The sequence below is a fragment of the Nocardioides sp. GCM10030259 genome (assembly GCF_042666375.1).
Classification (GTDB): Bacteria; Actinomycetota; Actinomycetes; order Propionibacteriales; family Nocardioidaceae; genus Nocardioides.
This window is the reverse complement of sequence record NZ_JBHTDF010000019.1, coordinates 195059-221708: the sequence shown is the minus strand read 5'-3', so window position 1 is coordinate 221708 and position 26650 is coordinate 195059. Positions and strand designations below refer to the sequence as shown.

The window sequence follows — 26650 nt, the reverse complement described above, 5'->3', positions numbered from 1 at the left end:
CCGAAACCCCCGACCGACAACGTCGCACCGTCCGGGATGTCCGCCACCGCCTCCGCGGCCGACCTCACCACCTTGTCCATGGCGGCAGTCTCAGGGCTCGACCACTGGGTCGACGGGGATCTCTCGCTGAGTGACCATGCCCATGCCCTACTGTCCATTCAGTGAACACACCTCCCGACGTCGTCGGCCGCGTGGCCGCCGTCCTGCGGGCTGTCGCGAGCCTGGGGAACGGCGACGGCACGACCTCCGCGATCGCCCGGCGGGCCGCACTCGCCCGCCCGACCGTGCACCGGCTGCTCAGCGCGCTCCAGGGCGAGGGCCTCGTCGACCGCGACCGGGAGGGCCGGTGGCTGCTCGGCCCTGAGCTCTACCTCCTCGGCGCCGCCGCCGCGCGCCGGTACGACGTCACCGACGTCGCCCAGGCGTTCGTCCGCCGGCTCGCCCAGGCGACCGGGGAGAGCGCGTTCTTCTCGGCCCGCCGCGGCGACGAGACCGTCTGCCTGCTCCGCGAGGACGGCAGCTTCCCGATCCGCTCGCACGTCCTCCACGAGGGCATCCGGTTCCCGCTCGGGGTGGCGTCCGCCGGCCTCGCGATCCTCGCCCACCTGCCCGACGCGGAGATCGACGGCTACCTCGAGCGCACCGACCTGGTGTCGACGTACGGCGTCGGTCACGCTTCCCGGCAGGTGCGCGCGACGGTCGCCGAGACGCGGCGCGCGGGGTACGCCGTGAACCCCGGCCTGATCGTCGAGGGCAGCTGGGGGATGGGCGCCGCGGTCTTCGACGCGAGGGACCAGCCGCAGTGGGCGCTGAGCCTGACCGGCATCGAGCAGCGGTTCAACGAGGCCCGCCGCCGGGAGCTCGGACCGATGCTCCTGCGAGCCGCGCACGAGCTCGGCCGGGCCATCCGGCGGGGTCCTGTTACGCCTTCGTGAAATGTCATCCTGAACTATGTCGTACAAGGTACAAATCGTGTTAGGTTCCCCGAATCACACCGATCGGAGGATCCGATGAAGCCCCCGCTGTTCGCGTACGAGGACCCGCGCTCCCTCGACGACGCCCTCGCCGTCCTGGCGCGGGGCGGCGACGAGGTCTCGATCCTCTCCGGCGGCCAGAGCCTGATGCCGCTGCTGAACATGCGGCTGGCCCGGCCCGAGATCCTGCTCGACGTCAACCGCGTCCCGGGCCTCGACACGCTGCGCGTCACCGACGACGCGATCGAGGCGGGCACCCTGGTCCGGGCCCGTGCGCTCGAGCGCGACGGCGACGTACGCCGCCGCCTGCCCGTGATCGGGAGCGCGCTGAGCCACGTGGGACACCCACAGATCCGCGCCCGTACGACGGTCGGCGGCAACATCGCGCACGCCGATCCGTCCTCGGAGCTGCCGGGCGTGCTCGCACTGCTCGAGGGCGCCGTCGAGCTGACGTCGGCCCGCGGCTCCCGCTGGGTCGGGTGGGACGACTTCTTCGTCACCGTCTTCACGACCGCGCGTGAGAGCGACGAGCTCGTCACGAAGGTCCGCTTCCCGACCGCGCAGGGGTGGGATCTCTCCTTCGACGAGTTCGCGCCGCGGCACGGCGACTTCCCGATCGTGGCGCTCGCGCTCGGCACTCAGGTGCAGAGCGGCGTCCTCACCGGGTTGCGCATCGCCGTCACGGGCGTCAGCGACCGGGTCCGCCGGCTGACCGAGACCGAAGCGCTGGCGCGCGGCGGCCGGTTCGACCGCGAGCTGGTGCGCGAGATCTGCGCGTCCGCCCGGGCGGAGGTCGACCCGACCGGCGACAGCTCCGGCAGCACGGAGTACCGCCGCTACCTGCTCGGCACCCTGCTGGAGCGCCAGCTGACCGCCGCCATCGAGACCCCGGCCGCCTGAGCCACGCACCGAGGAGCACGCCCATCGTGAGTACCGCTGAGACCGGATTCGACGCCGACGTCGAGGAGCTGCGCGAGGTCACCGTGACCGTCAACGGCGCCGAGCGCCGGGCGACCACCAGCACCCGCACCCTGCTGTCCGACTTCCTGCGCCACGACCTGCGCCTGACCGGCACCCACGTCGGCTGCGAGCACGGCGCCTGCGGCGCCTGCACCGTGATCGTCGACGGCGCGACCGTCCGGTCCTGCCTGATGCTCGCGGTCCAGGTCGACGGCGCCGAGCTCACCACGGTCGAGGGCCTCGCCGAGGGCGATGAGCTCTCGCCGCTGCAGGAAGCGTTCTGGGACAAGCACGGGCTGCAGTGCGGCTTCTGCACCCCCGGGATCCTCTGCTCGGTCGCGGGAGCGGTCCAGGCGGGCGTCGACGTCGCCGAGGAGCTCGACGACGTGCTCGGCGGCCACATCTGCCGCTGCACCGGCTACCAGAACGTTCGCGCCGCCGTCCGCTGCTACCTCGAGAAGACGGAGGGGTGAGCATGACCCAGGCACCGGCCCGCCCGGCCTCCCTCGTCGGCGCGCGCGTCCGTCGTACCAACGACCCGCGCCTGCTCCGCGGCGACGGTCGCTTCGTCGACGACCTCCACCTCGACGGCATGCTGCACGCCCACATCGTGCGCAGCCCGATCGCCCACGGACAGCTCACCGCGTTCGACGTCGCGGACACCGACGCCGACCTCGTCCTCGGCCCCGAGGAGATCATCGCCGCGACCAGCGGCCTGTCCTGCGTGTGGGTCACCCCCGACCAGAAGCAGCTCACCGTCCCGATCACCGACACGCACGTCCGGTACGTCGGGCAGCCGCTCGGCGTCGTGGTCGCGTCGTCGCGGGCGGTGGCCGAGGACGTCGCCGAGTGGATCGACCTGGAGATCGAGGACCTCCCCGAGGTCGCCGACGCCGAGGCAGCGCTCGTGCCGGACGCGCCGCAGCTCTACCCCGCGTGGGGCACCAACGTGATCGCGACGCTCGAGATGGGCGACGGCGGGACCGACTTCCTCGAGGAGACCTTCGCCTCCTGCTCCCACGTCGTCGAGCGCCGGCTGCGGATCCCGCGGATCGCACCGAACCCGATGGAGACCCGCGGCGTCGTCGCGTCCTGGGACGCGGCCGTCGGGGAGCTGACGGTCTGGTCGTCGACCCAGACGCCGCACCACGTGCGCGACGAGCTGGCCAAGTCGCTGCGCCTGCGCACCGACCAGGTCCGCGTCATCACCCCGGACCTCGGCGGCGGCTTCGGCGCCAAGGAGCACCTCTACCCGGACGAGGTCATCGTCTGCCTGGCCTCGATGCGGCTGGGCCGCCCGGTCAAGTGGATCGAGGACCGGGTCGAGCACTTCACGGCGACCGTCCACGCCCGCGACGTCGTTCACTACGCGCGGATCGGGTTCGAGGACGACGGCACGCTCGTCGCGCTGCACGCCCGCACCATCGGCAACCTTGGTGCGCACGCCTCCAACGTGGGCACCGGCCCGCTCCGGGTGACCGGCCAGATGCTGCAGGGGCCGTACCGGATGAAGGCCGCCGGCTCGAGCATCCAGGGCGTCGCGACCAACACGACGCCGACCGGCGCCTACCGCGGCTTCGGCATGCAGGAGGCCGCGTGGGTGCGCGAGCGGATGGTCGACGAGGCCGCCCGAGAGCTCGGGATGGACCCCGCCGAGCTGCGCCGGATGAACATGTTCCGCGAGGACGAGCTGCCGCTGGTCACCCGCACCTTCCAGGAGTACGAGTCGGGCGACTACCCGCAGAGCCTGGACATCGTCGTCGAGTCCGTACGTGAGATGACCAAGGAGGTCGAGGACCTCGGGCCCCGCGTGCGGCACGGCATCGGCTACGCCAGCCACGTCGAGTTCACCGGGCTGGGACCGAGCCCGGTGCAGAAGATCGTCGGCTTCCACATCGGCGGCTTCGAGACCGCCGAGGTCCGCGTCGACATGGACGGGTCCGTCATCGTCCGCTCCGGCGTGACGTCGATGGGCCAGGGCATCGAGACCACGCTCGCCCAGATCGCCGCGCAGAACCTGGGCGTGCCGCTGGAGAAGGTTCGGGTCGAGCTCGGCGACACCAAGACGGCGCCGTACTCCGGCTCCGGCTCGATCGCCAGCCGCTCTATGACCGTCGGCGGCGGTGCCACCGTCGTCGCGTCGGACGAGCTCGCCGCCAAGATGCGCCGGATCGCCGCGCACCAGCTCGAGGCCGCGCCCGAGGATATCGAGGTCGTCGACGGCTCGTTCCGCGTCGTCGGCTCCGGTGAAGGTGCCCCGTCGATCACGTTCGAGAAGCTCGCATCCGACGCCTGGCTCGGCTGGGACCTGCCCGAGGGCGAGTCGCCCGGGCTGGAGGCGAAGTTCGTCAACGACCCGACCAACATCGCCTACTCCTACGCCACCCACGCCGCCGAGGTCACCGTCGACCTCGACACCGGCAAGGTCGACATCCACAACTACTGGGTGTGCCACGACGCCGGCACCGTCATCAACCCGACCATCGTCGACGGCCAGGTGATGGGCGGGGTGGCGCAGGGCATCGGCATGGCGCTCCACGAGAAGGTGACGTACGGCGAGGGCGCGCAGCCGACCACGACGAGCTTCCTCGACTACCTGATGCCGCTCAATGGCGACGTCCCGGACCTGACGCTCTTCCACACCGAGCACCCGTCGCCGCACACCCCGGGCGGCATGAAGGGCGCCGGCGAGGGCGGCCTCATCCCGGCGCCGGCCGCCGTGGCCAACGCGGTCGCGAACGCCGTGCCGGAGATCGCCGGCGAGATCGTGGAGACGCCGCTGAGCCCGCACGCGGTCTGGCAGCTGGTGCACCGCGCCGGCCTGCACGACATCCCGAACGGCGAGGGGGCGCGTTCGTGAGCGAGAAGGCGCTCCGTGCGGAGCACATCACCCACCGCTACGGCGGCGCCCTGGCGCTCCGCGACGTCAGCTTCGACGTGAAGCCCGGCGAGATCCACGCGCTGGTCGGCGAGAACGGCGCCGGCAAGAGCACGCTGGTCAAGGTCCTCACCGGCGCGCTCGCGCCGAGCGAGGGCGACCTGCGCATCGACGGCATCATCCGGCACATGGGATCGCCGCGGATCGCGCGGGCGCTGGGAGTCGGCGTCGTCCACCAGGACTACAACCTCTTCCCGGATCTCTCCGTCGCGATGAACATCTGCGGCGTCGACTCCGGCACGAAGCGGTCGTTCCTCACCCACCCGCGCCGGATCCGCCGCGCGGCCACGGCGTTCCTCGACGAGTTCGGGATCGACGTCGACCCCGACCTCCCGGCCGGGGAGCTCGAGGCCGCCGAGCGCAAGATCGTCGAGATCTGCCGTGCGCTGATCCACCGACCGCGCTACCTGCTGCTCGACGAGCCGACCGCGGCACTGGAGCCCCAGGAGACCCACCGGCTGCTGGATGTGATGACCAACCTGCGCGAGCGGGGGACCGGCATCATCCTGGTCACCCACCGCCTCGGCGAGATCGCGCAGGTCGCCGACCGCGCCACCGCGCTGCGTGACGGTGCGAACGTCGGGTCACTGACCCGCGAGGAGCTGACCCCGGCCGCGCTCACGCGGCTGATGGTCGGCGCCGACGTCGAGCAGCTCGACGGGCCCCCGCACCCGGCCCGGGGCGAGCGGCTCGAGGTCCGCGGCGTACGCCTGCGGCCCGATGCGCGGCCGGTCGACGTGACCGTGCGCGAGGCCGAGATCGTCGCAGTGGTCGGGCTGATCGGCTCCGGCTGCGGCGACCTGCTCTCGGTCGTCACCGGCGCCCGCCAGGCCAGGGAGGGCACGCTCACCCTCGACGGCCGGCCGGTCCGGGTGCCGACGCCGAGCGCCGCGGCCCGTCTCGGCATCGGCTACGCGCCCGAGGACCGCAAGCGGCTCGGCCTGGTCATGGGCCGGTCGATCCGCGAGAACATGGCGCTCACCTCGCTGCCGCGCTGGACCCGCTACGGCTTCGTCCGTCGCCGCCAGCTCGAACGCGCGGTCGAGGACAACCGGGGGCGCTTCGACATCCGCTGCCGCGACTTCGGCCAGCCGGTCGAGACCCTCTCGGGCGGCAACCAGCAGAAGGTGCTGCTCGCGCGGCTCCAGCTCGCGCAGTCGCGACTCATCGTGCTGCACGAGCCGTCCCAGGGCGTCGACGTCGCCGCCCGCCGGGCGATCCACGAGTACGTCGTCGACTACGCCGGCAACGGCGGCAGCGTGCTCTTCAGCAGCACGGACATCGACGAGGTCCGCGCGATCGCCCACCGCATCTACGTGATGCACGCCGGTGAGGTCACCGCCGAGTTCGACAACGTCGGTCCCGACCGGCCGGCTCGCGCCGACCTCACCCACGCCATCTCCGTCGACCCGCGTCTAGAAAGCCTCGTGAGGTGACCTCCATGACTTCCACCGTCGCCCATCCCGTCGAGCAGAAGGCTCCGAGCCGACTGGCCAGCCGGGTGCCGTCGTTCGACGTGCTGTTCGTGCCCGGCCTGATCGTGGCCCTGTGCGTGGCGCTGACGATCGCCTCGCCGTACTTCCTGAACTCACGCAACTTCGGCCAGATCCTCATGCAGGGCGCGGTCCTCGGCATCGTCGCCGTGGGTGCGACCTTCGTGATCATCGGCGGCGACCTCGACCTCTCCGTCGGCTACAACGTCGCGCTGTCCGGCGTCACGACCGCGATGATCGCCAGCGACACGGGCTCGTGGCAGGTCGGCGCGGTCGCCGGTCTCGGCGCCGGCCTGGCGCTCGGCCTGGTCAACGGCTTCCTGACGACGGTGCTCAACGTGCCGTCGTTCGTGGCCACGCTCGGCACCGGCACGGTCGCCGGCGGTCTCGCTCTCTACCTGACCGGCGGCAGCACGATCTCCGGCCTGCCGGCCGGCTTCGGCGACCTGGCCAAGACCGAGATCCTCGGGCTCCAGACGATGGTCTGGTTCATGCTCCTGCTGTTCGTGCTCGGCGGGATCCTGCTCCACCGCACCAGCTTCGGCGTGAAGGTGTTCTCGACCGGCGGCAACCGCCAGGCGGCGTTCCTCTCCGGCATCTCCGTCAACCGGATCCGGGTCTCCTACTTCGCGCTCGCCGGCCTGTGCGGCGGCATCGCCGGCGTCCTGCTCACCTCGCGGGTCCAGGCCGGCCAGCCCGGCGTCGGCTCCAGCCTCACGCTCTTCGCGACCGCCGCTGTCATCCTGGGTGGCACCAGCATCCTCGGCGGCCGGGGCTCGATGGCCCGGACCTTCGCGGGCCTGATGCTCATCGCGGTCGTCCAGAACGGCCTCGACATCCTCGGGGTCGAGTACTCACTCCAGCAGGTCGCCATCGGTGGCGTCTTCATCCTCGCCGCCTGCACCGAGGCGCTGCGCCGACGGCGCTGACCTCCCTCTGGTCCGGTCGCTGCCGGTCTCTCGGACCCCCCTCCAACTGAAAACAGCAGTGCACCACCATCAGTGAAACAACTTGTCATACATATGAGGAAGGCAATCCCATGAGACTGCGCAGAGCTGCCGCGGCGTCCCTCGCCCTGATCGCGGCCCTCGGCCTGGCCGCCTGCAACCGCGACGGGGGCGGCTCGGGCTCCGACCCGAACGCGATGCGCATCGGCGTGTCGTTCTACACCAAGACCATCCCGATGTACGTCGAGATGGAGAAGGGCATGCGCGAGGAGGCCGACGAGCTCGGCGTCGAGCTCGAGTTCGCCTACGCCGACAACTCGGCCGAGACCCAGAGCAACCAGATCAACACCTTCGTGACCAAGGGCGTCGACCTCATCCTCGCCTCGCCGGTCGACGCGGAGGCCCTCGTGCCGGCGTACCAGCAGGCCAGGGCCGCCGACATCCCGGTGATCTCGGTCGGCAACAAGGTCGACGACGCCGAGGAGGACGCGTACGTCGGCCCGAGCCTGGTCGCGCTCTCGCAGCAGACCATGGAGAACACCATCGAGGGCATGGGCGGCAAGGGCGACCTGCTGCTGATCACCGGCCCGCCGCAGATCGCCTTCGTCCAGCTCCAGAAGCAGGGCTGGGACGCGGCGCTCGCCGAGCACCCCGAGGTCAACGTCGTCGACACGCTCGTCGTGCCGGACATGACCACCGGCGCCGCGGTCGACATCGCCAACAGCGGCTTCGCCTCCGCCCCGGACGTCGACGCCGTTCTGTCCAGCCTCGACGACATCGCGCTCGGCGCGCTCCAGGCCGCCCAGGGCCGCAACATGGACCTGGACAAGGTGTTCTTCGCCGGCTGGGACGGCGGCCCGGCCGCCCTCGACGCCGTCGAGTCCGGTGACTACGACATGACGCTGAGCATGCGTGCCCAGACCTGGGGCACGATCGCGGTCCAGACCGGCGCCGACTGGGTCGACGGCACGGAGCCCGACGGCCACTACGTCGACACCCCGAGCGTGTTCATCACGCCCGACAACATCACGACCCTGAGCGTGGAGGACCGCTCCTAGTCAGGGGCACCTCTCCAGGCCCGGCCCGCCGTCGACCCCCGCGGCGGGCCGGGTGCTCGACCACCTCTCTGCCGCACGGAAGGCTCGTCATGCTGCTCACCAACAGGTTCACGGTTCCGGTCCCGATCGACCGCGCCTGGGACACCCTGCTCGACATGGAGCGGGTCGCCCCGTGCCTGCCCGGCGCCGCCGTCGACAGCTTCGACGGCGAGGTCTGCCAGGGTCGCGTGAAGGTGAAGGTCGGCCCGATCTCGCTGCAGTACCGCGGTGAGGTCACCATCGACGAGCGCGACGACGCCCAGCGCCGGCTGGTGATGACCGGCCTCGGCAAGGAGGTCAAGGGCTCCAGCTCGGCCTCCGCCAGGATCCGCGCGAACCTGGTCGAGCAGGGCACCGCGACCGAGGTCCAGGTCGAGACCGAGCTCGACCTCACCGGCAAGCCGGCGCAGTTCGGCCGCGGCATCATCACCGACGTCAGCAACCGGCTGATCGGCACCTTCGCCACCAACCTCGAGGGGCTGCTCACCGCGGAGGAGCCGGCTCCCGTGGCGGCCGCGACGACCGCCCCGTCCACTCCCGCTCCTCCGATCACTCCGGTTGCCGAGCCCGACGCACTCGACGCGCTGAGCCTGCTGCCCGAGCCGGTACGCCGCGTCGCGCCGGTCGCCGGCGGCGTCCTGATCGGCGTGGTCCTCGGCTGGCTGCTGCGCCGCCGCTGATGCCTCCCCACGCACGCACGGTCCTGGTCACCGGCGGCAGCTCCGGCATCGGCGCCCGCCTGGTCGGCGAGCTCGCCGATCGCGGAGACCGGGTCGTGGTGCTCGACCGCGACCGCCCTGCCGACGACCGGGTCCGGTTCGTGGCGGGCGACGTCCGCTCCGCCGCGGACCACCAGCGCGCCGTCGAGGCGGCCGTCGACGACGACGGCCGCCTCGACGTGCTGGTGGCGAACGCCGGCGTCCACGACGGCGGCCTGACCTTCGGATCCGACCTCGGCGCGCTGGAGAGCGACTTCCGGCGCGTGCTCGACATCAACCTGACGGGCTACCTGCTCGCGCTCGGCGCGGCCGCCCGCCCCCTCGCCGCCGCTCGCGGCTGCGCGGTGCTCACCCTGTCCGACGCGTCGTTCGACGTGGTCGGCAACGGCGCCGGCCTCGCCTACGCCGCCGCCAAGCACGGCGCGCTCGGCCTGCTCAAGGTCGCCGCCCGCGAGCTCGGGCCGGCCGTCCGGGTCAACGCGGTCGCGCCTGGCGGGGTGGCGACGGCGATGTCCGTCGAGTCGGCCGCCGGCGAGCGCACGCCGCTGATCGCCGACGCCGACCAGCTCGCCGCAAAGCTCGCAGGCCGCACCGTGCTCGGTCGCGGCGTCACGATCGACGAGGTCGTGGCGGCGTACCTCTTCCTGAGCTCGGAGCAGGCCGCCGGCATCACCGGCCAGGTGCTGCGGGTCGACGCCGGTCGCCTCAGCTGAGGGGATCGGCCTCAGTGCCGGACGACGTGGAAGCGCACGTACTGGTCGTTGACCAGCGCCTCGCTGAGGGCGAGGGCACGGCCGTCCAGGTTGTGGTGGGACTCCCACAGCCGCAGGAACGGCGAGCCGAGCGGCAGGCCGAGGTGCTCGTCCGGCTCGGTGACCAGTGAGGGCACCAGCTCGATGACGGTGTGCTCGATCGAGCCGTGCGGCCAGCTGCGGCTGAACTCGAAGATCGAGTCCGCGACGTCGAGCCCCTCGCCCGCGCGGAGGCGGAGCTGGTCGGCGGGATCGCAGTACTGCAGCGGGATCTCGTCGCTGATGAAGATCGCGGGGGCGCCGTCGGCGGTCATCGTCTTGGCGGTGCGGATCATCGTCGCGTCGGGCTTCACGCCGAGGATCTCGACGGCGCGGTCGGTCGGCCGGGCCTCGAGCCAGTAGCGCTGCTCGACCTCGACGACATCGTGGGTCTCCTCGAGCAGGCCGCGGAAGCCGATGAGCCGCTGGAGGATGATCGCCTGCCGACCGACGTGCCGGCGCACGATCGTGCCGCGGCCGGGCGTCCGGCCGATGACGCCGAGCCGCTCGAGCGTCATCAGAGCGCCGCGCACGGTGGTCCGGCTGACGCCGAGCTGCGAGGCGAGCAGGGGCTCGGTGGGCAGCCGGTTGTCGGGGAAGGTCCCGTTGAGGATGGCGTCGAGCAGCACCGAGGTGGTGCGCTCGGTGAGCGAACCGGTCCCGACCTGCGGGAGCCGGTTCGAGGTGACGCTCATGGGACCCGGACCGGGTCGGGCCGGCGGGACTCGCCTGCCGGGAGCGGGACCCGCCAGGCGCGCAGCGAGAGCGCAAGGAGGTCGTAGTAGCCGACCAGCGTGATCAGGTCGGCGAGCGTCGTGCGGCCGAGCAGGCGCAGCGCCGCGTCGTACGTCGTGTCGTCCAGGTCGCGCTCGGAGACCAGCGACCGGGTGGCGGCGAGCACGACCTGCTCGCGGTCGGAGAACGTCGCCGGCGTCTCGCCGGCGTCGAGCGCGTCGAGCTCGTCCTGCGTCATGCCCACGACCACGCCGACCCGCTCATGGGCGTACCACTCGAAGTCGGACTCGCGCAGGTGAGCGAGCGCCAGGATCGCGATCTCGCGCTCGCGGGCGTCCAGCGTGCTGCCGTATCGGATGTCCGCGCCGAGCTGCTGGACGGTGAGGCCGAGCCGCGGGTTCACCAGCATCGCGTTGAACGGCCCGTGCAGGCGCCCGTCGTCGTCGGTGAGCCGGAACGGGCCGGAGCCGCGCGGGCCGCCGGTGATCTCGTCGTACACAGCGCGCTGATCCTCGGTGAGCTCACCCGGGGTCGGGTGGGGCAGTCGTCCGATGTCCACTCCGTTGTTCACGCAGAACCTCCTGATTTCGGTGATGAGGATCTTGCCGCTTCCGACGGTCTCTGGCAATATGTATGACAAGAAACAAAGGAGGCGCCGTGAGCGACAGCAGGAATGACCGGCCGGTCACCGTCACCCGGGCGGTGTGGGCGGACGACGAGCTCCTCGATCGCGAGCTGCAGACGGTCTTCGCGACCTGCTGGCAGTACATCGGTCACGAGAGCGAGGTGCCGGACGCCGGCGACTACGTGCTCCGCAAGATGGGGCGCGACTCCGTGATCATGACGCGGGACGAGGAGGGCGCCGTCCGGGTGCATCTCAACACCTGCCGCCACCGCGGCGTCCCGCTGTGCCGCGCCGACAGCGGCAACACCTCGCACTTCCGGTGCAGCTACCACGGCTGGACCTACGCCAACACCGGCGAGCTCCGCGGCGTGACCTACCAGCGCGACGTGTTCGGCAGGGACGGCCTCGACAAGAAGCAGCTACCGCTCTTCGCGCCGGCCCAGGTCGACAGCGTCTTCGGCATGGTGTTCGCGACGTGGGACGCCGGGGCGCCGCCGCTGGCGGAGTACCTCGGCGACATCACGTGGTACCTCCAGGCGGTCTTCGACAAGTACCCCGACGGCCTCGAGGTCGTCGGCGCCCCGGTGCGCAACATCATCAAGGCGAACTGGAAGACCGAGGGCGAGAACCTCTCCGGCGACGGCTACCACACCACGATCACCCACGCGTCGGCGTTCGAGCTCGGTCTCTTCGCCACTGAGAAGGACCTGGTCAAGCTCAGCGACGAGGTCGCGCCGAAGTTCACCGGGCGCACCGTCACCACGCCGCAGGGCCACACGATGCGCGTCCAGCGGCTCCCGCTGGTGCTCGAGGGCAACCACTACTTCGGCTACCCCGAGGACCTCTGGTCGGCCTTCGACGAGCGGCTCGACCCGGCCCAGCAGGGGCTGATGTCGGCCATGTCGGTCGGCCACGGCTCGATCTTCCCGAACATGTCGTTCATCGAGAACTTCAAGACGAACGTCGACGGGCCCGACCTGCACGCCCGCTACGTCCGCATCACGATCCGCTACCCGATCGACGCGACGACGTCCGAGCAGCTGTGGTTCTTCCTGTGCCCGCGCGGCGCCGACCCGACCTGGGCCCGACTCTCGCAGCTGGCCTACATGCGCACCAACGGCCCGTCCGGCCTCTTCGAGATCGACGACACCGAGAACTTCGTCGGCATCTCCGAGGCGTCGGTCGGCTCGGTCTCAAAGACCCTGCCCGTCCACATCGAGGGCGGCTACCACCACCCGGCCACCCCTCCGGAGGTCGGCTGGCCCGGCAACGTCGTCGACGGCGACCGGACCGAGCGCACCATCCGCGCCTTCCACCGCCGTCACGGCGAGCTCGTCGGCACGCCGGGCGAGACCGGCGAGGAGGTCTCCGCATGAGCGTCGACATCGCCGGGGTCCGCACCCCGCTCCGTCGCCCGCGCCCGCTCGACCCGGCGGTGCACGCCGAGATCGCGGCGTTCGTCGCCCTCGAGGCCGAGCTGCTCGACGACCGCCGCTACCACCACTGGGTCGAGGTCGTCACCGACGCCTTCGTCTACCTGGTCCCGACCCCGCGGACGCCGGACACCCCGTTCAAGCCGCACTGGGACGAGGCGACCATGCTCATCAACGAGTCGAAGTGGTCCCTCGCCACGCAGTGGTTCCGGCGCTTCGACGAGGACATCTACGAGATGGCGTGGGGCGAGAACCCCCCAGTGCGGTTCCGCCACCTGGTCACCAACGTCCGTGCGGTCGGGCTGGCCGAGGACCGCTACGAGGTGAAGTCGAACGTCGCGCTGGTGGCCACCCGCCAGTCCGACCTGCCGAAGTACCTGACCGCCGAGCGCACCGACGAGCTCGTCCGGGTCGACGGCGAGCTCTACCTCGACCGCCGCTGGGCGGTGCTCGACCAGGTCGTCATCGACTTCCCGCAGCTCCGGATCATGCTGTGAGCGCCGACAAGAGCCTCACCGAGGGCTTCGTCGTGGCGAACGAGTTCGCCGTGGTGAGCCTGCGCAAGGTCCACACCCGCAACGGCGAGCGGCTCGAGATCCGCTCGCTCGGCCACGACCAGTCCGTGCTCCTCGACGCGATCGCGCTCGAGGCCCTGACCTGGTCGAACCCCCTCGAGGTCGGCCAAGGCCTCGAGACCCCGTTCGGGCCCGACCCGAGCGACCCCGTGCAGAACCGTCACGGCGTACCGACGCCGACCCCGCCGATCCAGGAGGAAGACCAGTGAGCAAGTACGAGCGCGGCGACGCCCGCGCGTGGGCACTCGAGTCGCTGCGAGGCGCCTGCGGCTGCGTGAGCCCGACGTTCACGAGCGACCTCTCCGGCCTCAACGAGGCGGCGATCCGCCACGACGTCGCGTTGGCCAAGGAGCACGGCCTGTCCGGCCTGCTCATCGTCTCCGAGGGCGGTACGACGGCCGCGGAGATGCGCCGGTTCACCGAGATCGTCGTCGACGAGGCCGGCGACGACCTCATCACCGTCCTGCAGGCCAGCCAGCCGACGCTCGCCGACACGGTCGCGTCGGTCGAGCACGGCGCAGCCGCCGGAGTCGACCTCGTGATGCCGTCGTACCCGCTCTACTTCAACCCAGACTCCACCGACGAGGTCTTCCAGTTCACCAAGGCCGTCGCTGACGCTGGTGACGTCGGCGTGATCATCTTCGCGATGGACCAGTGGAACTTCGGTCGGCTGCACGCCGCCGGGTTCTCGGTCTCGCTGCTCGAGCAGATGGTCGACGGCATCCCGCAGGTCGTCGCGATCAAGAACGAGGTCGGCGGCCCGGGCGTCGGCGGCATCGCCGCCGTCTTCGAGCGGTTCACCGGCGAGGTCGTCGTGACCGACCCGCTGGAGTTCAACGCCCCGGCGTGGATCGCCAACTACGACATGCAGTTCATGGGCACGTCGAACTACGAGGTGGCCGGCCCGGTCATCCCGCAGATGTTCGAGCTCCTCTCCGACAAGGCCACGTGGGAGAAGGGCATGGAGCTCTACTGGCAGATCGCGCCGGCGCGCCGCGCGCACGCCGCCGTCTGCACGCCGCTGGTCGCCAACAGCGGCCTGGTGCCGCGGATGCACTGGAAGTACCAGGGCTGGCTCAACGGCTACAACGGCGGCCCGATCCGCCAGCCCCACATGCGGATCAGCGCCGCTCAGATGACCACGCTGCGCAACGCCGCCGTCGCGTCCGGCCTGGACGTGACCGGTGACGCCGACGAGGCCTTCTACGCAGGACGGAACCCCCGATGAGCGCCGCGCCCGACGACGCCACGCCCATGCGCCTGCTGGACGGCGCTGCGGTCGACGCCCTCGCCACCGCCGAGCTCGGGCTCGCAGCCGCCGAGGCCGCCGCCCGCCTCGACCCCGGCAAGGTGGCGACCGGCCGTCTGCAGGTCAACGGCGACGTGTCCTGGTCGCGCATCATGTCCGGCTCCCTGACCGACCTCGACGTGTTCGGCTACAAGGAGTTCCACCGCGTCGGCAAGCGGGTCCGCTACCACATCCACGTGTTCCGCGAGTCCGACGGCAACCCGCTCGGCATCGTCGACGGCCGCCGGATCACCAGCCTCCGCACGTCCTCGCTCGCGGCGGTCGCCGTGCGGGCGTGGGCGCGGGGACAGGCCGAGGGCCGGTCGGTCAGGGTCGGCGTGATCGGTTCGGGGGAGGAGGCTCGGGAGGGTCTGCGCGCGCTGCGCGGCGCCGTACCCGTGGAGCGCGCGAGCGTCTTCAGCCCGACGCCCGCCAACCGCAAGGCGTACGCCGACGAGCTCGGTGCCGCGCTGGACCTGCAGATCGACCCGCTCGACAGCCAGGATGCCGTGCTCGCCGACTGCGACGTGCTCTACGTGGCGACGTCGTCGAAGAACGAGCCGATCCTCGGCGCCGCCGACCTCGGGAACATCCCGATGGTCGCGGCGGTCGGCGCCACCCAGCGCATCGACCGCGAGCTGCGCGGGGACGTGTTCCCGGGCTCGGTCGTCGTCGTCGACGCCCTCGACGCCGTCCTCGAGTCCGGCGACGGGCACGAGGCGATCGAGCAGGGCTGGGACCCGCAGTCGTCACTGCTGCTCGGTGACTACCTGGACCGGCCGGACCGCGACACGACCCGGACGCTCTTCAAGTCCATCGGCAGCGTCGAGCAGGACCTGGTGCTCGCCCTCCACCTCCTGCAGGCGGCGGAGGAGCAGGACCTCGGCACCGTGGTCGACCCCATCGGGAGCCTGCGCCTCATGCGCTGACCCCACGCCACACCCCACCCACCGGGCCTCGCACGAGGCCCGGTCCACCAACCATGCTCACCCGAACGAGGAGCCCCATGCGCATCGTCGACATGACCCACCCGTACAGCATCCACACGCCCGGCTGGGTCGGCTACGCGGGCAACAAGATGTACTACACGCAGAACCTGCAGACGAACCAGATCGTGTCCCAGCGCATCGAGTCCTCGCTGCACACCGGCACGCACCTCGACGGCCCGATGCACGGCACCGACGGCGGCCTCGACATGGCGTCGCTCCCGCTCGACAAGCTCATCCACCCCGGCGCGATCGTCGACGTGTCCGACGTCGTGAGCGACTGGGACCTGATCGAGCCCGAGCACCTCACCCGCAACGTGGAGATCAAGAAGGGCGACATCCTGATCATCCACACCGGGTTCATCGACTACTACCAGGACATGCCCAAGCAGGACCTCGTCCGCTACTTCACGATGCACCCGGGCGGCAGCAAGCGGCTGGCCGAGTGGATGGCCGACATGGAGATCCGCTGGTGGGGCATCGACGCCGGCTCCGGCGACCACCCGATGAACACGACCATCCGCAACATGCGTCCCGACCTGCTCGCGCAGTTCGAGAAGCACGTGGGGATGACCTACAAGGAGTTCTTCGGCGAGTACACCTACACCCACCACATGTCGGGTCGCGAGATCACCTCCGACATCTTCCCGATGCACCACCTGGCCTTCCAGGACGGCTGCATCCACGCGGAGAACGTCGGCGGCGACCTCAAGACCGTCCTCAACCAGCGCGCGATCATCGGCGCCTTCCCGTGGAAGATCGAGGGCGGCGAGGCCTGCCCGTGCCGGATCATGGCGTTCTTCGACTGCGGCGAGGACGAGGTCATCGAGGGCCTGGCGGGCTTCGCCGGCGCCGGGAGCTGACGTGACGCCGCTCCGGGTCGGACTCGCGCAGCTCGCCCTCGCCCCTCTCGAGGTCGCGGCGAACGTCGCGCGCACGGTCGACGCCGTCGAGAAGGCGGCGGCCGAGGGCGCGCGCGTCGTGGTCCTCCCGGAGCTCGCCAGCTCGGGCTACGTCCTCCATGAGCCGCTGGTGCGGCCGCTGGCCGAGGACGTCGCCGCCCCCGGGCCGGCCCTGACCGCCTGGTCGGAGGTCGCGGCCCGCACCGGCACGACCGTCGTCGCGGGCTTCCCCGAGATGGAGGACGGCCGGCTCTACAACGCGGCCGCCGTCTTCGGCCCGGACGGGCGGCTGCTCGCCGTCTACCGCAAGCTCCACCTGTTCGCCGGTGAGCAGGACGTCTTCACGCCGGGCGATCAGGGCCTGCCGGTCGTCGAGGTCGACGGGCTCCGGCTCGGCGTGCTGGTCTGCTACGACCTGCGCTTCCCCGAGGCCGTCCGGATCCACGCGCTGCGCGACGTCGACCTCGTCGTCGTCCCGACGGCGTGGGTCGGCGGCTTCGACGCCCCAGGCGCCCGCGAGGCCGACATCGGCCAGGTCCGCACCGCCCGGGTGATGGCCAACGTCAACGCCACCCCGCTCGCGTGCGCGAGCCAGGTCGGCCAGGCCGGGCCGTTCTCGTTCCTGGGCAGCTCGGTCCTGATCGACCCGTTCGGCACCGACGTGGCCGCGCCGGCCAGCCGCACCGAGGAGACGGTCGTCGTGCTCGACCTCGATCGCACCCAGCTCCAGCTGGCCCGGCACCGGGGCGAGGGGATGTCCCCGCTCGACCAGCGGCGCACCGACGTCTACGCCGCGCTGCTCGGCTACACCGATCCGACCGCTTCGCCCGAGGAGGGGTAGACCATGGTCGACTTCATCAACAAGCAGCGACCCAGCACCCTGGCACCGTCGCAGGAGATCTTCGAGTGCCGGATCACGCACGTCCGGTACGTCGCGCTCGGCGTCGCGAACCTGGATTCGAGCCTCGGCTTCTACCGCGACGAGTGGGGCCTGGCGGCCGAGCACGTCGAGGGCGACCTCGCCTTCCTCGCGGCGGAGGGGTCGACCGACCCGTTCGCCCTGCGGCTGCGCGGCGCGGGGGAGAACCGGCTCGACCTCGTGTCCTTCGCCGTGCCCACCCGCGCCGACGTGGACTGGTACGCCGACCGGCTGGTCGCCGCCGGCGTACGCCTGGTCACCGAGCCGGGTCCCGTCGACGGCCTCGGCGGCGGCTACGGCTTCCGCTTCCTCGACCCGGTCGAGGGCCGCACGCTCGAGATCGCGGCCGACCTCACACCGCGGACCGCGCGCGAGATCGGACACCGCGAGCACCTGCCCACCGGTATCTCCCACATGGTGATGAACAGCGCGCGGCTGCCCGAGCTGGTGGACTTCTTCCACCGGCACCTGGGCTTCTACAAGAGCGACTACCTCGACGACGCCATGGTGTTCCTCAAGGGCGCGACGCCGGTGCACCATCAGTTCGCGGTGTCCGCGAACATCCACGCCAACGTCAACCACGTCGCCTACGAGACCCGCGACATCGACGAGTACATGCGCGCCGCCGGCTCGATGCTGCGCCGCGGCCACCAGATGGTGTGGGGCCCGGGACGGCACGGGCCGGGCGACAACACCTTCGCCTACTTCTCCGACCCGAACGGCTTCGTCGCCGAGTACACCACCGAGCTCGAGCCGATCGAGGACATCACCACGTGGCAGCCGCGCATCTGGCGCCGCGTGCCGGAGGAGTCCGACCAGTGGGGCACTGCGTGCGCGCGCAACCCCGAGCCGTTCATCGGCAAGCCCGACACGGGTCTCTGGACCCCGCCGCCCGTCTGACGATCGCAGGAGAATCCACATGAAGCTGTGCACCGACACCTACGTCGGAGGCCGCTGGGTCCCGTCGGCCGACCGCGTGCCCGTCGTCGACCCGGCCACCGGCGAGCCCATCGCCGACGTGGCTCTCGCGAGCGCCGAGGTCTGCCGGGACGCGGTGGACGCCGCGGCCGGAGCCCTCGAGTCGTGGTCCGCGACCCCGCCGCGTCAGCGCGCCGAGATCCTGCGCCGCGCCTTCGAGCTGATGACCGAGGAGGCCGAGGAGCTCGCGCGGCTGATCACCCGGGAGAACGGCAAGGCCCTGCCCGACGCCCGCGGCGAGGTGGCCTACGCCGCCGAGTTCTTCCGTTGGTTCTCCGAGGAGACCGTGCGGGTCACCGGTGAATACCGCCTCTCGCCGGCCGGCGACAAGCGGATGATCATCACCCACGAGCCGATCGGTGTCTCGCTGCTCATCACGCCCTGGAACTTCCCGGCGGCGATGGCGACCCGCAAGATAGCGCCCGCCCTCGCTGCCGGCTGCACCACGATCCTCAAGCCCGCCTCGGAGACGCCCCTGACCGCCCTGGCGATCGCCGAGCTCCTCGAGCGCGCAGGTGTGCCGGCAGGCGTGGTCAACGTCGTGATCCCGCGCTCCACCGGACCGGTCGTCAAGGAGATGCTCGACGACGCGCGCGTGCGCTGCCTGTCGTTCACCGGCTCCACCGAGGTCGGCCGCGTGCTGCTGCACGCCTGCGCCGACACGGTCGTGCGAGCGAGCATGGAGCTCGGCGGCAACGCACCCTTCCTCGTGCTCGACGGCGCCGACGTCGACGCCGCGGTCGCGGGCGCGATGGTCGCCAAGATGCGCAACGGCGGCTCGGCGTGCACCGCGGCCAACCGCTTCTACGTGCACCGTGACGTCGCCGAGGAGTTCACCGCCCGATTCACCGAGCGGATGGGCTCCCTGGTCGTCGGCCGCGGTGACGCCGAGGGCGTCGAGGTCGGCTCGCTCGTCTCCGACGCCGAGGCCGACAAGGTGCGCGAGCTGGTCGCCGGGGCGCTCGCCGCAGGCGCCCGCCGGGCCACGCCCGAGGCCGTCGTGGCCGGTGCCTTCCACGCGCCGACCGTGCTGGCCGACGTACCGTCCGACGCGGCGATCCTGCGTGAGGAGATCTTCGGCCCGGTCGCGCCGGTCGTCGTCGTCGACTCCGCCGACGAGGCCGTGGCCCTGGCCAACGACACCGAGGCCGGCCTGATCGCCTACGTGTACGGCGAGGAGGCCCGCGCGCTGCGGGTCGCGAGCCGGCTCGAGGCGGGGATGGTCGCCGTCAACCGCGGCGTGGTCTCCGACCCAGCGGCGTCGTTCGGCGGCGTGAAGCAGAGCGGCCTGGGCCGCGAGGGCGGCTTCGAGGGGATCCACGAGTTCCTCGAGACCAAGTACATCGCCGTCGACATCTGACGAACGGAGCACCCCATGAAGATCCTGCTGGACCAGTCCGTGTGCCGCGAGTACGCGAACTGCGTCATCGAGTCCCCGGACGTCTTCGACCTCGACGACGTGACCGGCAAGGTGATCGCCCTGGTCGACGAGCCCGACGGCGCGCTCGTCGGCGAGGTCCGCGCCGCGGCCGCGTCCTGCCCGGTGCACGCGATCACGCTGGTGGAGTGATGGAGGCCGGCGTCGTCCTCGTCGGCGGGGGCGTCGGTGCCGTCTCGGTCGCGCGCCGCCTCCGCGGGATCGGGTACGCCGGGCCGCTGACCCTCGTCTCGGACGAGGGCGTGGCGCCGTACGACCGCCCGCCGCTGTCGAAGCAGTACCTCGCCGGCGCGCTCGGCGACGACGAGCTCGGGCTGTTCCGTCCCGACGAGCTCACCGGCCTCGACGTCACGCTGCTGACCGGTCGGGTGGCGACGGGGCTCGCCCACGGTGACCGCGAGCTGCTCCTCGAGGGCGGCGGCCGGGTGCCTTACCGCGTGCTGGTCGTGGCGACTGGCGCTCGCGCCCGCCGGCTCCCGTTCGGCGACGACCTCACCGGCGTCCACTACCTGCGCACGCTGGCCGACGCCGAGCGCCTGGCCGGCGACGTCGGTCCCGGCCGCCGGCTGGTCGTCGTGGGCGGTGGCTTCATCGGGCTGGAGGTCGCCGCGACCGCCCACGCCCTGGGCGCCGAGGTGACCGTGCTCGAGACGGCGCCGCAGCCGCTGACCCGCGTCCTCGGCCCGTCCGCCGGAGCGCTCGTCACCGCGCTCCACGGCGAGCGGGTCGACCTGCGGTTCGGCGTCGCGGTCACCGGCCTCATCGGCGACGGCCGCGTGCGCGCCGTGCGCGCCGACGGTGAGGAGCTGCCCGCCGACGCGGTGGTCGTCGGCATCGGCGCGATCCCCAACACCGAGTGGCTCGACGGCTCCGGACTGCGCGTGGATGACGGCGTCGTCTGCGACGAGGGCGGCCGCACGACGGCGCCGGGCGTCTACGCCGTCGGCGACGTCGCCCGCTGGCGACACGGCCGCACCGGGACCGAGCAGCGCGTCGAGCAGTGGCAGACCGCGGTGGAGCAGGCGAGCGTCGTGGCCGCGAACATCGCCGTGGACCTCGGCGTCGCGGAGGCCGCGGCCGAGTCGTGGGACGCGGTGCCCTACTTCTGGTCCGACCAGTACGAGCACAAGATCCAGTTCTGCGGACGGCCCGGCGACCTGGTCAGCGACCGCCCGGTCCGCCGCGGCGTGGTCGCGTGCTTCGCGGACGCCCCCGACGGCGTCGCCACCGGCGTCCTCGCCGTCGACAACCCGGCCGCGCTCGCCCGCGGGCGCCGGATGGTCGCCGCGGGCACCCCGTGGCCCGAGATGGTCGCCTGGCTGGAGTCCCTGTGAGCGTCGCCCTGGTCACCGGGGCGACCTCCGGCATCGGCCGCGCGTTCGCCGACGAGCTGCACCGCCGCGGCTGGGACCTCGTGCTCGTCGCCCGCGACGGTGAGCGCCTGGCCCAGGTGGCCGCCGAGCTCGGCGGCGCCGAGGTGCTGGTCGCCGACCTGGCCACCCCGGCCGGCTGCGCGTCCGTGGTCGCCCGGCTGGGCTCCCTCGACCTGCTCGTGAACGCCGCCGGGTGCGGCACCAGGCACCGGTTCCCCGACGAGGACCTCGCCGCCGAGCGCACCATGCTCGACCTCAACGTCACGGCCACGCTGCTGCTCTCCCACGCCGCGGCCCGGGCGCAGGTCGGCGTCGTCAACGTCGCGTCGACCGCGGCCGTCTGGTCGACCGGCACGTACGCCGCGTCGAAGGCCTGGGTCCTCGCCGCGACCCGCGGGCTCGCGGACGCCGTCCGGCCCGCGGGCGTGCGGGTGACGGCCGTGGTGCCCGGCTTCACGCGCACCGAGTTCCATGCCCGCAGCGGCACCGACGCCGGCGGCGTACGGCCGTGGCTGTGGCTGACTGCCGAGCAGGTCGCGCGTGAGGGCCTCGACGCGTGGGAGGCCGGGCGGACCGTGTGCGTGCCCGGCCGCGCCTACCGCGTGCTGGTGCCGCTCGCCCGGGCGCTGGGCGACCGGCCGCGTGCACGACTGCTCCGCGCGCTCGGCCCGCTGCGCCCGGCTCAGGACGGCGGCAGCTCGCGCGGGTCGAACAGCCGCAGCGCGGTCTCGGACTCGTAGCGCTTGCCCTCCGGGTAGGACACCAGCTCGAAGAACGCGCCCCACGGCGCGCGGAAGAACACGAACCGCGCGGCCGGACCGGATTCGGGGCCGGGCAGCGGCATCGGTGCGCCGAGCACCTCGACCCCGGCCGCGGCCAGGGTCGCGACGGCGCCGTCGATGTCGTCGACGTAGACCGCGACGTGGTGACCGCCCCAGTCCGAGGGTGCCGGCCAGCGCTGGAACTCGTCGGGCGACTCGAACTGCAGCAGCTCGACGTTGCAGGAGCCGAGCCGGACCATTGCGATGCCGACGACGCGCGACGCGGCGTGGCGGGCGAAGTGCGACGCGGTGTTCGGCCCCGCCTCGTAGGGGCCGTGCCGGAACACCTCGGTGGCGCCGACGACGTCGACGAGGAACCGGACCGCCTGGTCGAGGTCGGGGACGGTCAGCCCGACGTGGTCGACGGCGCGGAGGCCGTGCGCGCGCAGCGTCACGTCCACACCCGCCCGCCGTTGACCGCCTGCACCGTCCCGGTCACCAGCTGGGCGTCCTCGCCGACGAGGTAGCGCAGCGTGGCCGCGAGGTCCTCGGGCCGGGCGAGCTGCTTGACCGCCTGCCGCTCCCGGTACGCCGCGAGCTTCTCGTCCGGCACCCGTCCCTCGATGTCGGGGGTCAGCACGATGCCGGGCGCGATGCAGTTGACCGTCACCCCGTCCGGGCCGAGCTCGGTCGCCAGGCCGCGGGTCAGGCCGACGAGCGCGGCCTTGGTGGTGCCGTAGGCGACCATGTCGCGCGCGGCGGCGTCCCACACGATGCTCGAGGTCAGGTTCACGATCCGGCCGTGCCCGTCGGCGCGCAGGTCGGGCAGGAACGCCTGGGTCACGAGGAACGCGCTGTCGAGGTTGACCCGCAGCACCCAATGCCAGGAGTCGAGGGTCTCCTCGGTGAAGGGGCGGTACGGCGAGATCCCGACGTTGTTCACCAGGATCCGTGCCGGGCCCAGCTCCGCACGCACGGCCGTCGCGAAGTCCGCGACCGTCGCGGCGTCGGCCGCGTCGCCCGTCCGGCCCAGGAACCGCCGGCCCGCGGCGGCGACCTCCGCCTCGATCTCGGCGGTGTCGAGCATGTCGAGCACGGCGACGTCGTGACCGAGCCCGGCCAGGGTCCGCGCGAAGGTGCGACCCAGGCCCTGCGCGGCTCCGGTCACGACCGCGACAGACGGGTGGTGGGACATGGGCGTTCCTCCTGTACTTTGTACGACATAGTATCCGAAACGAGAGGAGTACGCCGTGCGTGCCGTGCGCAGGATCAGTCCGGGGATCGTCGAGGTCCGTGACGTCGAGGCCAGGACGCCGGCGCCGGGGGAGGTGCTCGTCGACGTCGAGTACGCCGGGGTCAACCCGTTCGACGCCCAGGTGCTCCGCGGCGAGATCGGCCCCGACCCGGCCGCCGAGCTGACCCTCGGCGCCGAGGCGAGCGGCCGGGTCGACGGCCGCCTGGTGCTGGTGAGCGGCGGGGTCGGTGCGGCCCGCGACGGTACGTTCGCGGCGCAGGTCGTCGTGCCGGAGTCGTCGGTGCACACGCTCCCGCAGGACGCCGACGCCCGTGCGGTCGCCACCGTCGGGGTCGCCGGCAAGACCGCCTGGCGCGCGGTCCACCAGCTCGCCCGGGTGACCGCCGACGACGTGGTCCTCGTCCTGGGTTCGGCGGGCGGGGTCGGCGCCTTCGCTGCCCAGCTGGCCCGCAACGCGGGTGCCACCGTGCTGGCCCACACCGGCTCCGCCGGCAAGGCCGACCACCTCGCCGGCCTCGGCGCCGAACCGGTGGTCGGCGCCGACCCGGGAGCAGTCGTCGCCGCCGTGCGCGACCGTGCGGTCAGCGTCGTGCTCGACCCGCTCGGCGGCGACTACGTCAGCTCGCTGCTGCCGGTCCTCGCCCCGGGTGCGCGGGTCGTGACCTACGGGGTGCTTGCCGGCCGGACCACGACGATCGACCTCGGGGTGCTCTACGGCCGCGGAATCCAGCTGCACGGAACGAGCGGCGGGACGACCTCGCCGCAGGAGGCTGCGGGGGCGCTGACCGGTGCACTCGACGCGGTGGTCACGGGGGCGGTCCGCGTCGACCACGAGGCGCTGCCGCTCGAGGACGGACCGCAAGCGTTCGCCCGCCTCGCCGAGAGGTCGGTCCTGGGCAAGCTCCTGCTGCGACCGTGACCCGGCCGGAGCGGCGACATGACAGACGCCTTCGAGTTTCTCTATTGTTCTTTGTATGCTGAATCTCCGGCGAGGCGCCAGCCACGCGGTGGTTGGATGGAGCCGACGATGACCGCAGCGGGCGAGGACGGCAGCAGGCTCTCAGCGGGCAACCTGCCGCGTGTCGGTCAGGGCTCGCTGACCGAGCGCACCACCCAGGCGTTGCTCGAGGCGATTCTCGAGCGCCGATTCCCCTCCGACCGACTCCCCAACGAGCCCGACCTCGCTGACCAGATGGGTGTCAGCCGCACCACGATCCGGGCCGCGCTGCAATCGCTCGATCGGCTCGGCGTGATCTCCCGAGCACCGGGGCGTGGCACTCAGCTGCGCCCCCACATCGGCCGTGAGTCGATGCTGCTGCACCGAGTCATCGGCCTCAAGGCGATGCTGGAGAACCAGTACGGCAGCGTCGACGTGGACCAGACGTTCACCGTCACCGAGGAGCTGAGTCCGCTCGCCGCGGATGCGTTGGGGCTGGGACACGACACGCAGGTCCTGCTCAACGACAAGACGTACTCCGTCCAGGGTGAGAAGGTCGTGCGCTTCCTCCAGGAGGTTCCGCTCGTCCACGTGGTGCCAGCCGACGCCGAGGCCCTGGTCGCTGGTCGTGTCGAGGCCCCGCCGTCGATCTTCGAGTGGAGCCGGAGCTGGCCAGGTCGCGAGATCGACCACTCGGTCGTGGAGCTCGTACCGCTCGTCGCCTCGGGCGACGACATCGCCGCCGGGATGATCGCCGTCGGGGCGCCTCATCTCGAGATGAGGGAGACCCACTACTCCGACCGCAACGAGCCGATCGCGTACGGCCGGGAGGTCGTCAACGACGAGTTCGTGCGAATGCGCCTGGTCCGAACTCGCTGAGCTCAGCACGAGCCGCGCGGACCTCGGGACGGCGCAGCGGGCGGCCCCGATCAGGACACTCCACGCTGTCGGCGGGCGCCCCTACTCTCCGAGCATGAACCGCATCGACCGGCTCTACGCCCTGGTCGAGGAGCTGCGCGCCGCCGGGCCCCGCGGACGTACGGCGCGGCAGCTGGCCGGCCACTTCGAGGTCAGCGTCCGTACGATCGAGCGCGACCTGAGCGCGCTGGGCCAGGCCGGCGTCCCTCTCGCCACGCGGACCGGACGCGCCGGCGGCTACACGATCGACCGGTCGATGAGCCTGCCGCCGCTCAACTTCACGCCGCGCGAGGCCGCGGCCGTCGCGGTGGCCCTGAGCCGCAGCGAGCACGTCCTGTTCGCGCGCGACGCCCGCAGCGCCCTGCAGAAGATCGTCGCCGCCATGCCGGACCGCGCCGTCGCGGAGGCACGGACGGTCGCGGACAAGGTCCGGCTGCTGGTGCAGCCCGTGCCCGCCCCGGACGCCGGCGTCGCCGAGACGGTCTGGCGAGCCGTCCGCGGCAACTCGACCCTGCGCATCCGCTACCTCGACGTCGGCGGGCTCGAGACCGAACGCGAGGTCGACCCGCAGCACATCGTGGTCGGTCCCAACGGCTCCTATCTGACCGCGTGGTGCCACCTGCGGGCGGACGACCGGGTCTTCCGGCTGGACCGCATCAGCAGCGCCGTACGCATCCCGTCGCCCCCGCACCCGGTCCGCGTCGCGCCGGAGCCCGTCGTCGACGGTCACACGACGAAGTTCCCGGCCGCGGCACTTCGTCCCGAAAACACCGACACAGGGTTGTCGCAGGTGCCGGAGAAGGTCGGAGCAGCCCACCGGTCCGGTGGGTGACCCGACAATCTCAGGAGGCTCGCCATGACCAACCCAGCTCCCGGCACCCTGGCGTGGTTCGAGGTCGCCACCAGCGACCCGGACGGCGCCGTCAAGTTCTACGGCAGCCTGTTCGACTGGTCGTTCGACGCCGACGGCCCCGCGGCCGCCGGCGGGATGGACTACCGCAACATCACCGCGTCCGGCGCGGACCAGCCGATGGGCGGCGTCTTCGGCACCGGCGGCCAGGTGCCCGACCACGCGGTGTTCTACATCCTCGTGGCGGACGTCGAGGCGACCTGTGCCGACGCGGAGCAGCTCGGCGGCTCGGTAGTCTCCCAGCACCTCGAGGCACCGCCCGGCGCGCCGACCTTCGCCTACCTGCGCGACCCCGCCGGCAACACGTTCGGGGTCTTCGCCCCACCGGCGGGCTGATGACTCGCACGAGTTCCCGTCCGTCCCCGCCGGAACCGCCCGGCGGGGACGACGCGCGCGAGCTGTACGACGAGCTCACCGACGACCTTCTCTACGACCCCGCCATCGGCCGAGCCACGATGATGGGCTACCCGTGCGTGCGGCTGGCCGGGAAGTTCCTCGCGTCGTACGACGACAGCGCTCGCTGCCTCGTCGTGAAGCTTCCCCGCAACCGGGTGACCGAGCTGGTCCAGAGCGGCACCGGCATCCCGTTCGCACCAGCCGGGAAGGTCTTCCGCGAGTGGGTCGCGCTCCCCACGGCCGAGCGGGCCCTGTGGCGGCAGCTGCTCGCCGAGGCCGTCGAATTCGCGCGCAGCCAGTGA

30 protein-coding genes are annotated in these 26650 nt (G+C 72.0%); 26 read left to right on the top strand and 4 right to left on the bottom strand.

Annotation, left to right across the window (positions count from 1 at the left end; genetic code table 11):
• Positions 1-161: 161 nt before the first annotated feature.
• The 9 genes from ACFQQI_RS17385 to ACFQQI_RS17345 all read left to right on the top strand — a co-directional run bounded on the left by ACFQQI_RS17385 (position 162) and on the right by ACFQQI_RS17345 (position 9841).
• The gene (locus ACFQQI_RS17385) at positions 162-935 is read left to right on the top strand and encodes an IclR family transcriptional regulator (RefSeq protein ID WP_378566227.1); all 774 of its coding nucleotides are present in this window, start codon (positions 162-164) and stop codon (positions 933-935) included.
• A gap of 75 nt (positions 936-1010) precedes the next feature.
• Positions 1011-1874, top strand: coding sequence for an FAD binding domain-containing protein (locus tag ACFQQI_RS17380; RefSeq protein ID WP_378566224.1), 864 nt, complete (start codon positions 1011-1013; stop codon positions 1872-1874).
• A gap of 26 nt (positions 1875-1900) precedes the next feature.
• Positions 1901-2407, top strand: coding sequence for a (2Fe-2S)-binding protein (locus ACFQQI_RS17375; protein WP_378566221.1), 507 nt, complete (start codon positions 1901-1903; stop codon positions 2405-2407).
• Between the two features lie 2 nt (positions 2408-2409).
• Complete coding sequence (locus ACFQQI_RS17370) at positions 2410-4794, top strand: xanthine dehydrogenase family protein molybdopterin-binding subunit (RefSeq protein ID WP_378566218.1); 2385 nt, start codon at positions 2410-2412, stop codon at positions 4792-4794.
• Positions 4791-6308, top strand: coding sequence for a sugar ABC transporter ATP-binding protein (locus ACFQQI_RS17365; RefSeq protein ID WP_378566215.1), 1518 nt, complete (start codon positions 4791-4793; stop codon positions 6306-6308). The genes ACFQQI_RS17370 and ACFQQI_RS17365 overlap by 4 nt, the downstream gene beginning before the upstream one ends.
• 5 nt (positions 6309-6313) lie before the next feature.
• A complete protein-coding gene (locus ACFQQI_RS17360) occupies positions 6314-7294 on the top strand; it encodes an ABC transporter permease (RefSeq protein WP_378566212.1) in 981 nt (326 codons plus the stop codon).
• Positions 7295-7404: 110 nt separating this feature from the next.
• A complete protein-coding gene (locus ACFQQI_RS17355; RefSeq protein WP_378566209.1) occupies positions 7405-8370 on the top strand; it encodes a sugar ABC transporter substrate-binding protein in 966 nt (321 codons plus the stop codon).
• A gap of 89 nt (positions 8371-8459) precedes the next feature.
• Positions 8460-9089: an SRPBCC family protein gene (locus ACFQQI_RS17350; RefSeq protein WP_378566206.1), complete on the top strand. Its 630-nt coding sequence runs from the start codon at positions 8460-8462 to the stop codon at positions 9087-9089.
• The gene (locus tag ACFQQI_RS17345) at positions 9089-9841 is read left to right on the top strand and encodes an SDR family NAD(P)-dependent oxidoreductase (protein ID WP_378566203.1); all 753 of its coding nucleotides are present in this window, start codon (positions 9089-9091) and stop codon (positions 9839-9841) included. Before ACFQQI_RS17350 ends, ACFQQI_RS17345 begins: the two co-directional genes overlap by 1 nt.
• Before the next feature lie 11 nt (positions 9842-9852).
• Here the strand turns inward: ACFQQI_RS17345 and ACFQQI_RS17340 are convergent, their stop codons facing one another.
• Positions 9853-10614, bottom strand: a complete 762-nt coding sequence (locus ACFQQI_RS17340; protein WP_378566200.1) for a GntR family transcriptional regulator — start codon at positions 10612-10614, stop codon at positions 9853-9855.
• On the bottom strand, positions 10611-11225 hold the full coding sequence (locus ACFQQI_RS17335; protein WP_378566197.1) for a carboxymuconolactone decarboxylase family protein: 615 nt from the start codon (positions 11223-11225) through the stop codon (positions 10611-10613). The genes ACFQQI_RS17340 and ACFQQI_RS17335 overlap by 4 nt, the downstream gene beginning before the upstream one ends.
• Before the next feature lie 86 nt (positions 11226-11311).
• Between ACFQQI_RS17335 and ACFQQI_RS17330 the strand changes: the two genes are divergently transcribed.
• The 12 genes from ACFQQI_RS17330 to ACFQQI_RS17275 all read left to right on the top strand — a co-directional run bounded on the left by ACFQQI_RS17330 (position 11312) and on the right by ACFQQI_RS17275 (position 21911).
• Positions 11312-12655, top strand: a complete 1344-nt coding sequence (locus tag ACFQQI_RS17330) for a Rieske 2Fe-2S domain-containing protein (RefSeq protein WP_378566194.1) — start codon at positions 11312-11314, stop codon at positions 12653-12655.
• Complete coding sequence (locus ACFQQI_RS17325) at positions 12652-13209, top strand: aromatic-ring-hydroxylating dioxygenase subunit beta (RefSeq protein ID WP_378566191.1); 558 nt, start codon at positions 12652-12654, stop codon at positions 13207-13209. The genes ACFQQI_RS17330 and ACFQQI_RS17325 overlap by 4 nt, the downstream gene beginning before the upstream one ends.
• The gene (locus tag ACFQQI_RS17320) at positions 13206-13496 is read left to right on the top strand and encodes a hypothetical protein (RefSeq protein WP_378566188.1); all 291 of its coding nucleotides are present in this window, start codon (positions 13206-13208) and stop codon (positions 13494-13496) included. The genes ACFQQI_RS17325 and ACFQQI_RS17320 overlap by 4 nt, the downstream gene beginning before the upstream one ends.
• On the top strand, positions 13493-14515 hold the full coding sequence (locus ACFQQI_RS17315; RefSeq protein WP_378566186.1) for a dihydrodipicolinate synthase family protein: 1023 nt from the start codon (positions 13493-13495) through the stop codon (positions 14513-14515). Before ACFQQI_RS17320 ends, ACFQQI_RS17315 begins: the two co-directional genes overlap by 4 nt.
• Positions 14512-15504: an ornithine cyclodeaminase gene (locus ACFQQI_RS17310; protein ID WP_378566184.1), complete on the top strand. Its 993-nt coding sequence runs from the start codon at positions 14512-14514 to the stop codon at positions 15502-15504. The genes ACFQQI_RS17315 and ACFQQI_RS17310 overlap by 4 nt, the downstream gene beginning before the upstream one ends.
• Before the next feature lie 77 nt (positions 15505-15581).
• The gene (locus tag ACFQQI_RS17305) at positions 15582-16424 is read left to right on the top strand and encodes a cyclase family protein (protein ID WP_378566181.1); all 843 of its coding nucleotides are present in this window, start codon (positions 15582-15584) and stop codon (positions 16422-16424) included.
• 1 nt (position 16425) lies between these two features.
• Positions 16426-17304, top strand: a complete 879-nt coding sequence (locus tag ACFQQI_RS17300) for a carbon-nitrogen hydrolase family protein (RefSeq protein WP_378566178.1) — start codon at positions 16426-16428, stop codon at positions 17302-17304.
• Positions 17305-17307: 3 nt separating this feature from the next.
• Positions 17308-18282 (top strand): VOC family protein, encoded by a 975-nt coding sequence (locus ACFQQI_RS17295; protein ID WP_378566175.1) that lies wholly within the window; start codon positions 17308-17310, stop codon positions 18280-18282.
• A gap of 19 nt (positions 18283-18301) precedes the next feature.
• Positions 18302-19720 carry an NAD-dependent succinate-semialdehyde dehydrogenase gene (locus ACFQQI_RS17290; protein ID WP_378566172.1) on the top strand — a complete coding sequence of 473 codons (1419 nt, stop codon included), beginning with the start codon at positions 18302-18304 and terminating at the stop codon, positions 19718-19720.
• A 15-nt stretch (positions 19721-19735) separates the two neighbouring features.
• The gene (locus ACFQQI_RS17285; protein ID WP_378566169.1) at positions 19736-19930 is read left to right on the top strand and encodes a ferredoxin; all 195 of its coding nucleotides are present in this window, start codon (positions 19736-19738) and stop codon (positions 19928-19930) included.
• On the top strand, positions 19930-21132 hold the full coding sequence (locus ACFQQI_RS17280) for an NAD(P)/FAD-dependent oxidoreductase (protein ID WP_378566236.1): 1203 nt from the start codon (positions 19930-19932) through the stop codon (positions 21130-21132). The genes ACFQQI_RS17285 and ACFQQI_RS17280 overlap by 1 nt, the downstream gene beginning before the upstream one ends.
• Positions 21129-21911 (top strand): SDR family NAD(P)-dependent oxidoreductase, encoded by a 783-nt coding sequence (locus ACFQQI_RS17275; RefSeq protein ID WP_378566166.1) that lies wholly within the window; start codon positions 21129-21131, stop codon positions 21909-21911. Before ACFQQI_RS17280 ends, ACFQQI_RS17275 begins: the two co-directional genes overlap by 4 nt.
• On the opposite strand, the gene ACFQQI_RS17270 is transcribed toward ACFQQI_RS17275, so the two are convergent.
• Both ACFQQI_RS17270 and ACFQQI_RS17265 read right to left on the bottom strand, forming a co-directional pair.
• Positions 21854-22387, bottom strand: a complete 534-nt coding sequence (locus ACFQQI_RS17270) for a VOC family protein (protein ID WP_378566163.1) — start codon at positions 22385-22387, stop codon at positions 21854-21856. The genes ACFQQI_RS17275 and ACFQQI_RS17270 overlap by 58 nt on opposite strands.
• The gene (locus ACFQQI_RS17265) at positions 22384-23127 is read right to left on the bottom strand and encodes an SDR family NAD(P)-dependent oxidoreductase (RefSeq protein ID WP_378566160.1); all 744 of its coding nucleotides are present in this window, start codon (positions 23125-23127) and stop codon (positions 22384-22386) included. Before ACFQQI_RS17265 ends, ACFQQI_RS17270 begins: the two co-directional genes overlap by 4 nt.
• A 55-nt stretch (positions 23128-23182) precedes the next feature.
• On the opposite strand from ACFQQI_RS17265, the gene ACFQQI_RS17260 reads away from it, so the two are divergent.
• The 5 genes from ACFQQI_RS17260 (at position 23183) to ACFQQI_RS17240 (ending at position 26650) form a co-directional block, all read left to right on the top strand.
• On the top strand, positions 23183-24106 hold the full coding sequence (locus ACFQQI_RS17260; RefSeq protein ID WP_378566157.1) for a zinc-binding alcohol dehydrogenase family protein: 924 nt from the start codon (positions 23183-23185) through the stop codon (positions 24104-24106).
• Positions 24107-24214: 108 nt separating this feature from the next.
• Positions 24215-25003 (top strand): GntR family transcriptional regulator, encoded by a 789-nt coding sequence (locus tag ACFQQI_RS17255; protein ID WP_378566154.1) that lies wholly within the window; start codon positions 24215-24217, stop codon positions 25001-25003.
• A gap of 94 nt (positions 25004-25097) precedes the next feature.
• A complete protein-coding gene (locus ACFQQI_RS17250) occupies positions 25098-25874 on the top strand; it encodes a helix-turn-helix transcriptional regulator (RefSeq protein ID WP_378566151.1) in 777 nt (258 codons plus the stop codon).
• A gap of 24 nt (positions 25875-25898) precedes the next feature.
• A complete protein-coding gene (locus ACFQQI_RS17245) occupies positions 25899-26288 on the top strand; it encodes a VOC family protein (protein ID WP_378566148.1) in 390 nt (129 codons plus the stop codon).
• Positions 26288-26650, top strand: a complete 363-nt coding sequence (locus tag ACFQQI_RS17240) for a hypothetical protein (RefSeq protein WP_378566145.1) — start codon at positions 26288-26290, stop codon at positions 26648-26650. The genes ACFQQI_RS17245 and ACFQQI_RS17240 overlap by 1 nt, the downstream gene beginning before the upstream one ends.

Bases quoted from the DNA above. Each gene is read 5' to 3' on its own strand.
- ACFQQI_RS17295 (WP_378566175.1), top strand. From the start codon at position 17,308: ATGGTCGACTTCATCAACAAGCAGCGACCCAGCACCCTGGCACCGTCG.
- ACFQQI_RS17240 (WP_378566145.1), top strand. From the start codon at position 26,288: ATGACTCGCACGAGTTCCCGTCCGTCCCCGCCGGAACCGCCCGGCGGG.
- ACFQQI_RS17265 (WP_378566160.1), bottom strand. From the start codon at position 23,127: ATGTCCCACCACCCGTCTGTCGCGGTCGTGACCGGAGCCGCGCAGGGC.
- ACFQQI_RS17250 (WP_378566151.1), top strand. From the start codon at position 25,098: ATGAACCGCATCGACCGGCTCTACGCCCTGGTCGAGGAGCTGCGCGCC.
- ACFQQI_RS17380 (WP_378566224.1), top strand. From the start codon at position 1,011: ATGAAGCCCCCGCTGTTCGCGTACGAGGACCCGCGCTCCCTCGACGAC.
- ACFQQI_RS17355 (WP_378566209.1), top strand. From the start codon at position 7,405: ATGAGACTGCGCAGAGCTGCCGCGGCGTCCCTCGCCCTGATCGCGGCC.
- ACFQQI_RS17255 (WP_378566154.1), top strand. From the start codon at position 24,215: ATGACCGCAGCGGGCGAGGACGGCAGCAGGCTCTCAGCGGGCAACCTG.
- ACFQQI_RS17325 (WP_378566191.1), top strand. From the start codon at position 12,652: ATGAGCGTCGACATCGCCGGGGTCCGCACCCCGCTCCGTCGCCCGCGC.
- ACFQQI_RS17245 (WP_378566148.1), top strand. From the start codon at position 25,899: ATGACCAACCCAGCTCCCGGCACCCTGGCGTGGTTCGAGGTCGCCACC.
- ACFQQI_RS17305 (WP_378566181.1), top strand. From the start codon at position 15,582: ATGCGCATCGTCGACATGACCCACCCGTACAGCATCCACACGCCCGGC.
- ACFQQI_RS17310 (WP_378566184.1), top strand. From the start codon at position 14,512: ATGAGCGCCGCGCCCGACGACGCCACGCCCATGCGCCTGCTGGACGGC.
- ACFQQI_RS17350 (WP_378566206.1), top strand. From the start codon at position 8,460: ATGCTGCTCACCAACAGGTTCACGGTTCCGGTCCCGATCGACCGCGCC.
- ACFQQI_RS17370 (WP_378566218.1), top strand. From the start codon at position 2,410: ATGACCCAGGCACCGGCCCGCCCGGCCTCCCTCGTCGGCGCGCGCGTC.
- ACFQQI_RS17340 (WP_378566200.1), bottom strand. From the start codon at position 10,614: ATGAGCGTCACCTCGAACCGGCTCCCGCAGGTCGGGACCGGTTCGCTC.
- ACFQQI_RS17285 (WP_378566169.1), top strand. From the start codon at position 19,736: ATGAAGATCCTGCTGGACCAGTCCGTGTGCCGCGAGTACGCGAACTGC.
- ACFQQI_RS17345 (WP_378566203.1), top strand. From the start codon at position 9,089: ATGCCTCCCCACGCACGCACGGTCCTGGTCACCGGCGGCAGCTCCGGC.
- ACFQQI_RS17360 (WP_378566212.1), top strand. From the start codon at position 6,314: ATGACTTCCACCGTCGCCCATCCCGTCGAGCAGAAGGCTCCGAGCCGA.
- ACFQQI_RS17290 (WP_378566172.1), top strand. From the start codon at position 18,302: ATGAAGCTGTGCACCGACACCTACGTCGGAGGCCGCTGGGTCCCGTCG.
- ACFQQI_RS17280 (WP_378566236.1), top strand. From the start codon at position 19,930: ATGGAGGCCGGCGTCGTCCTCGTCGGCGGGGGCGTCGGTGCCGTCTCG.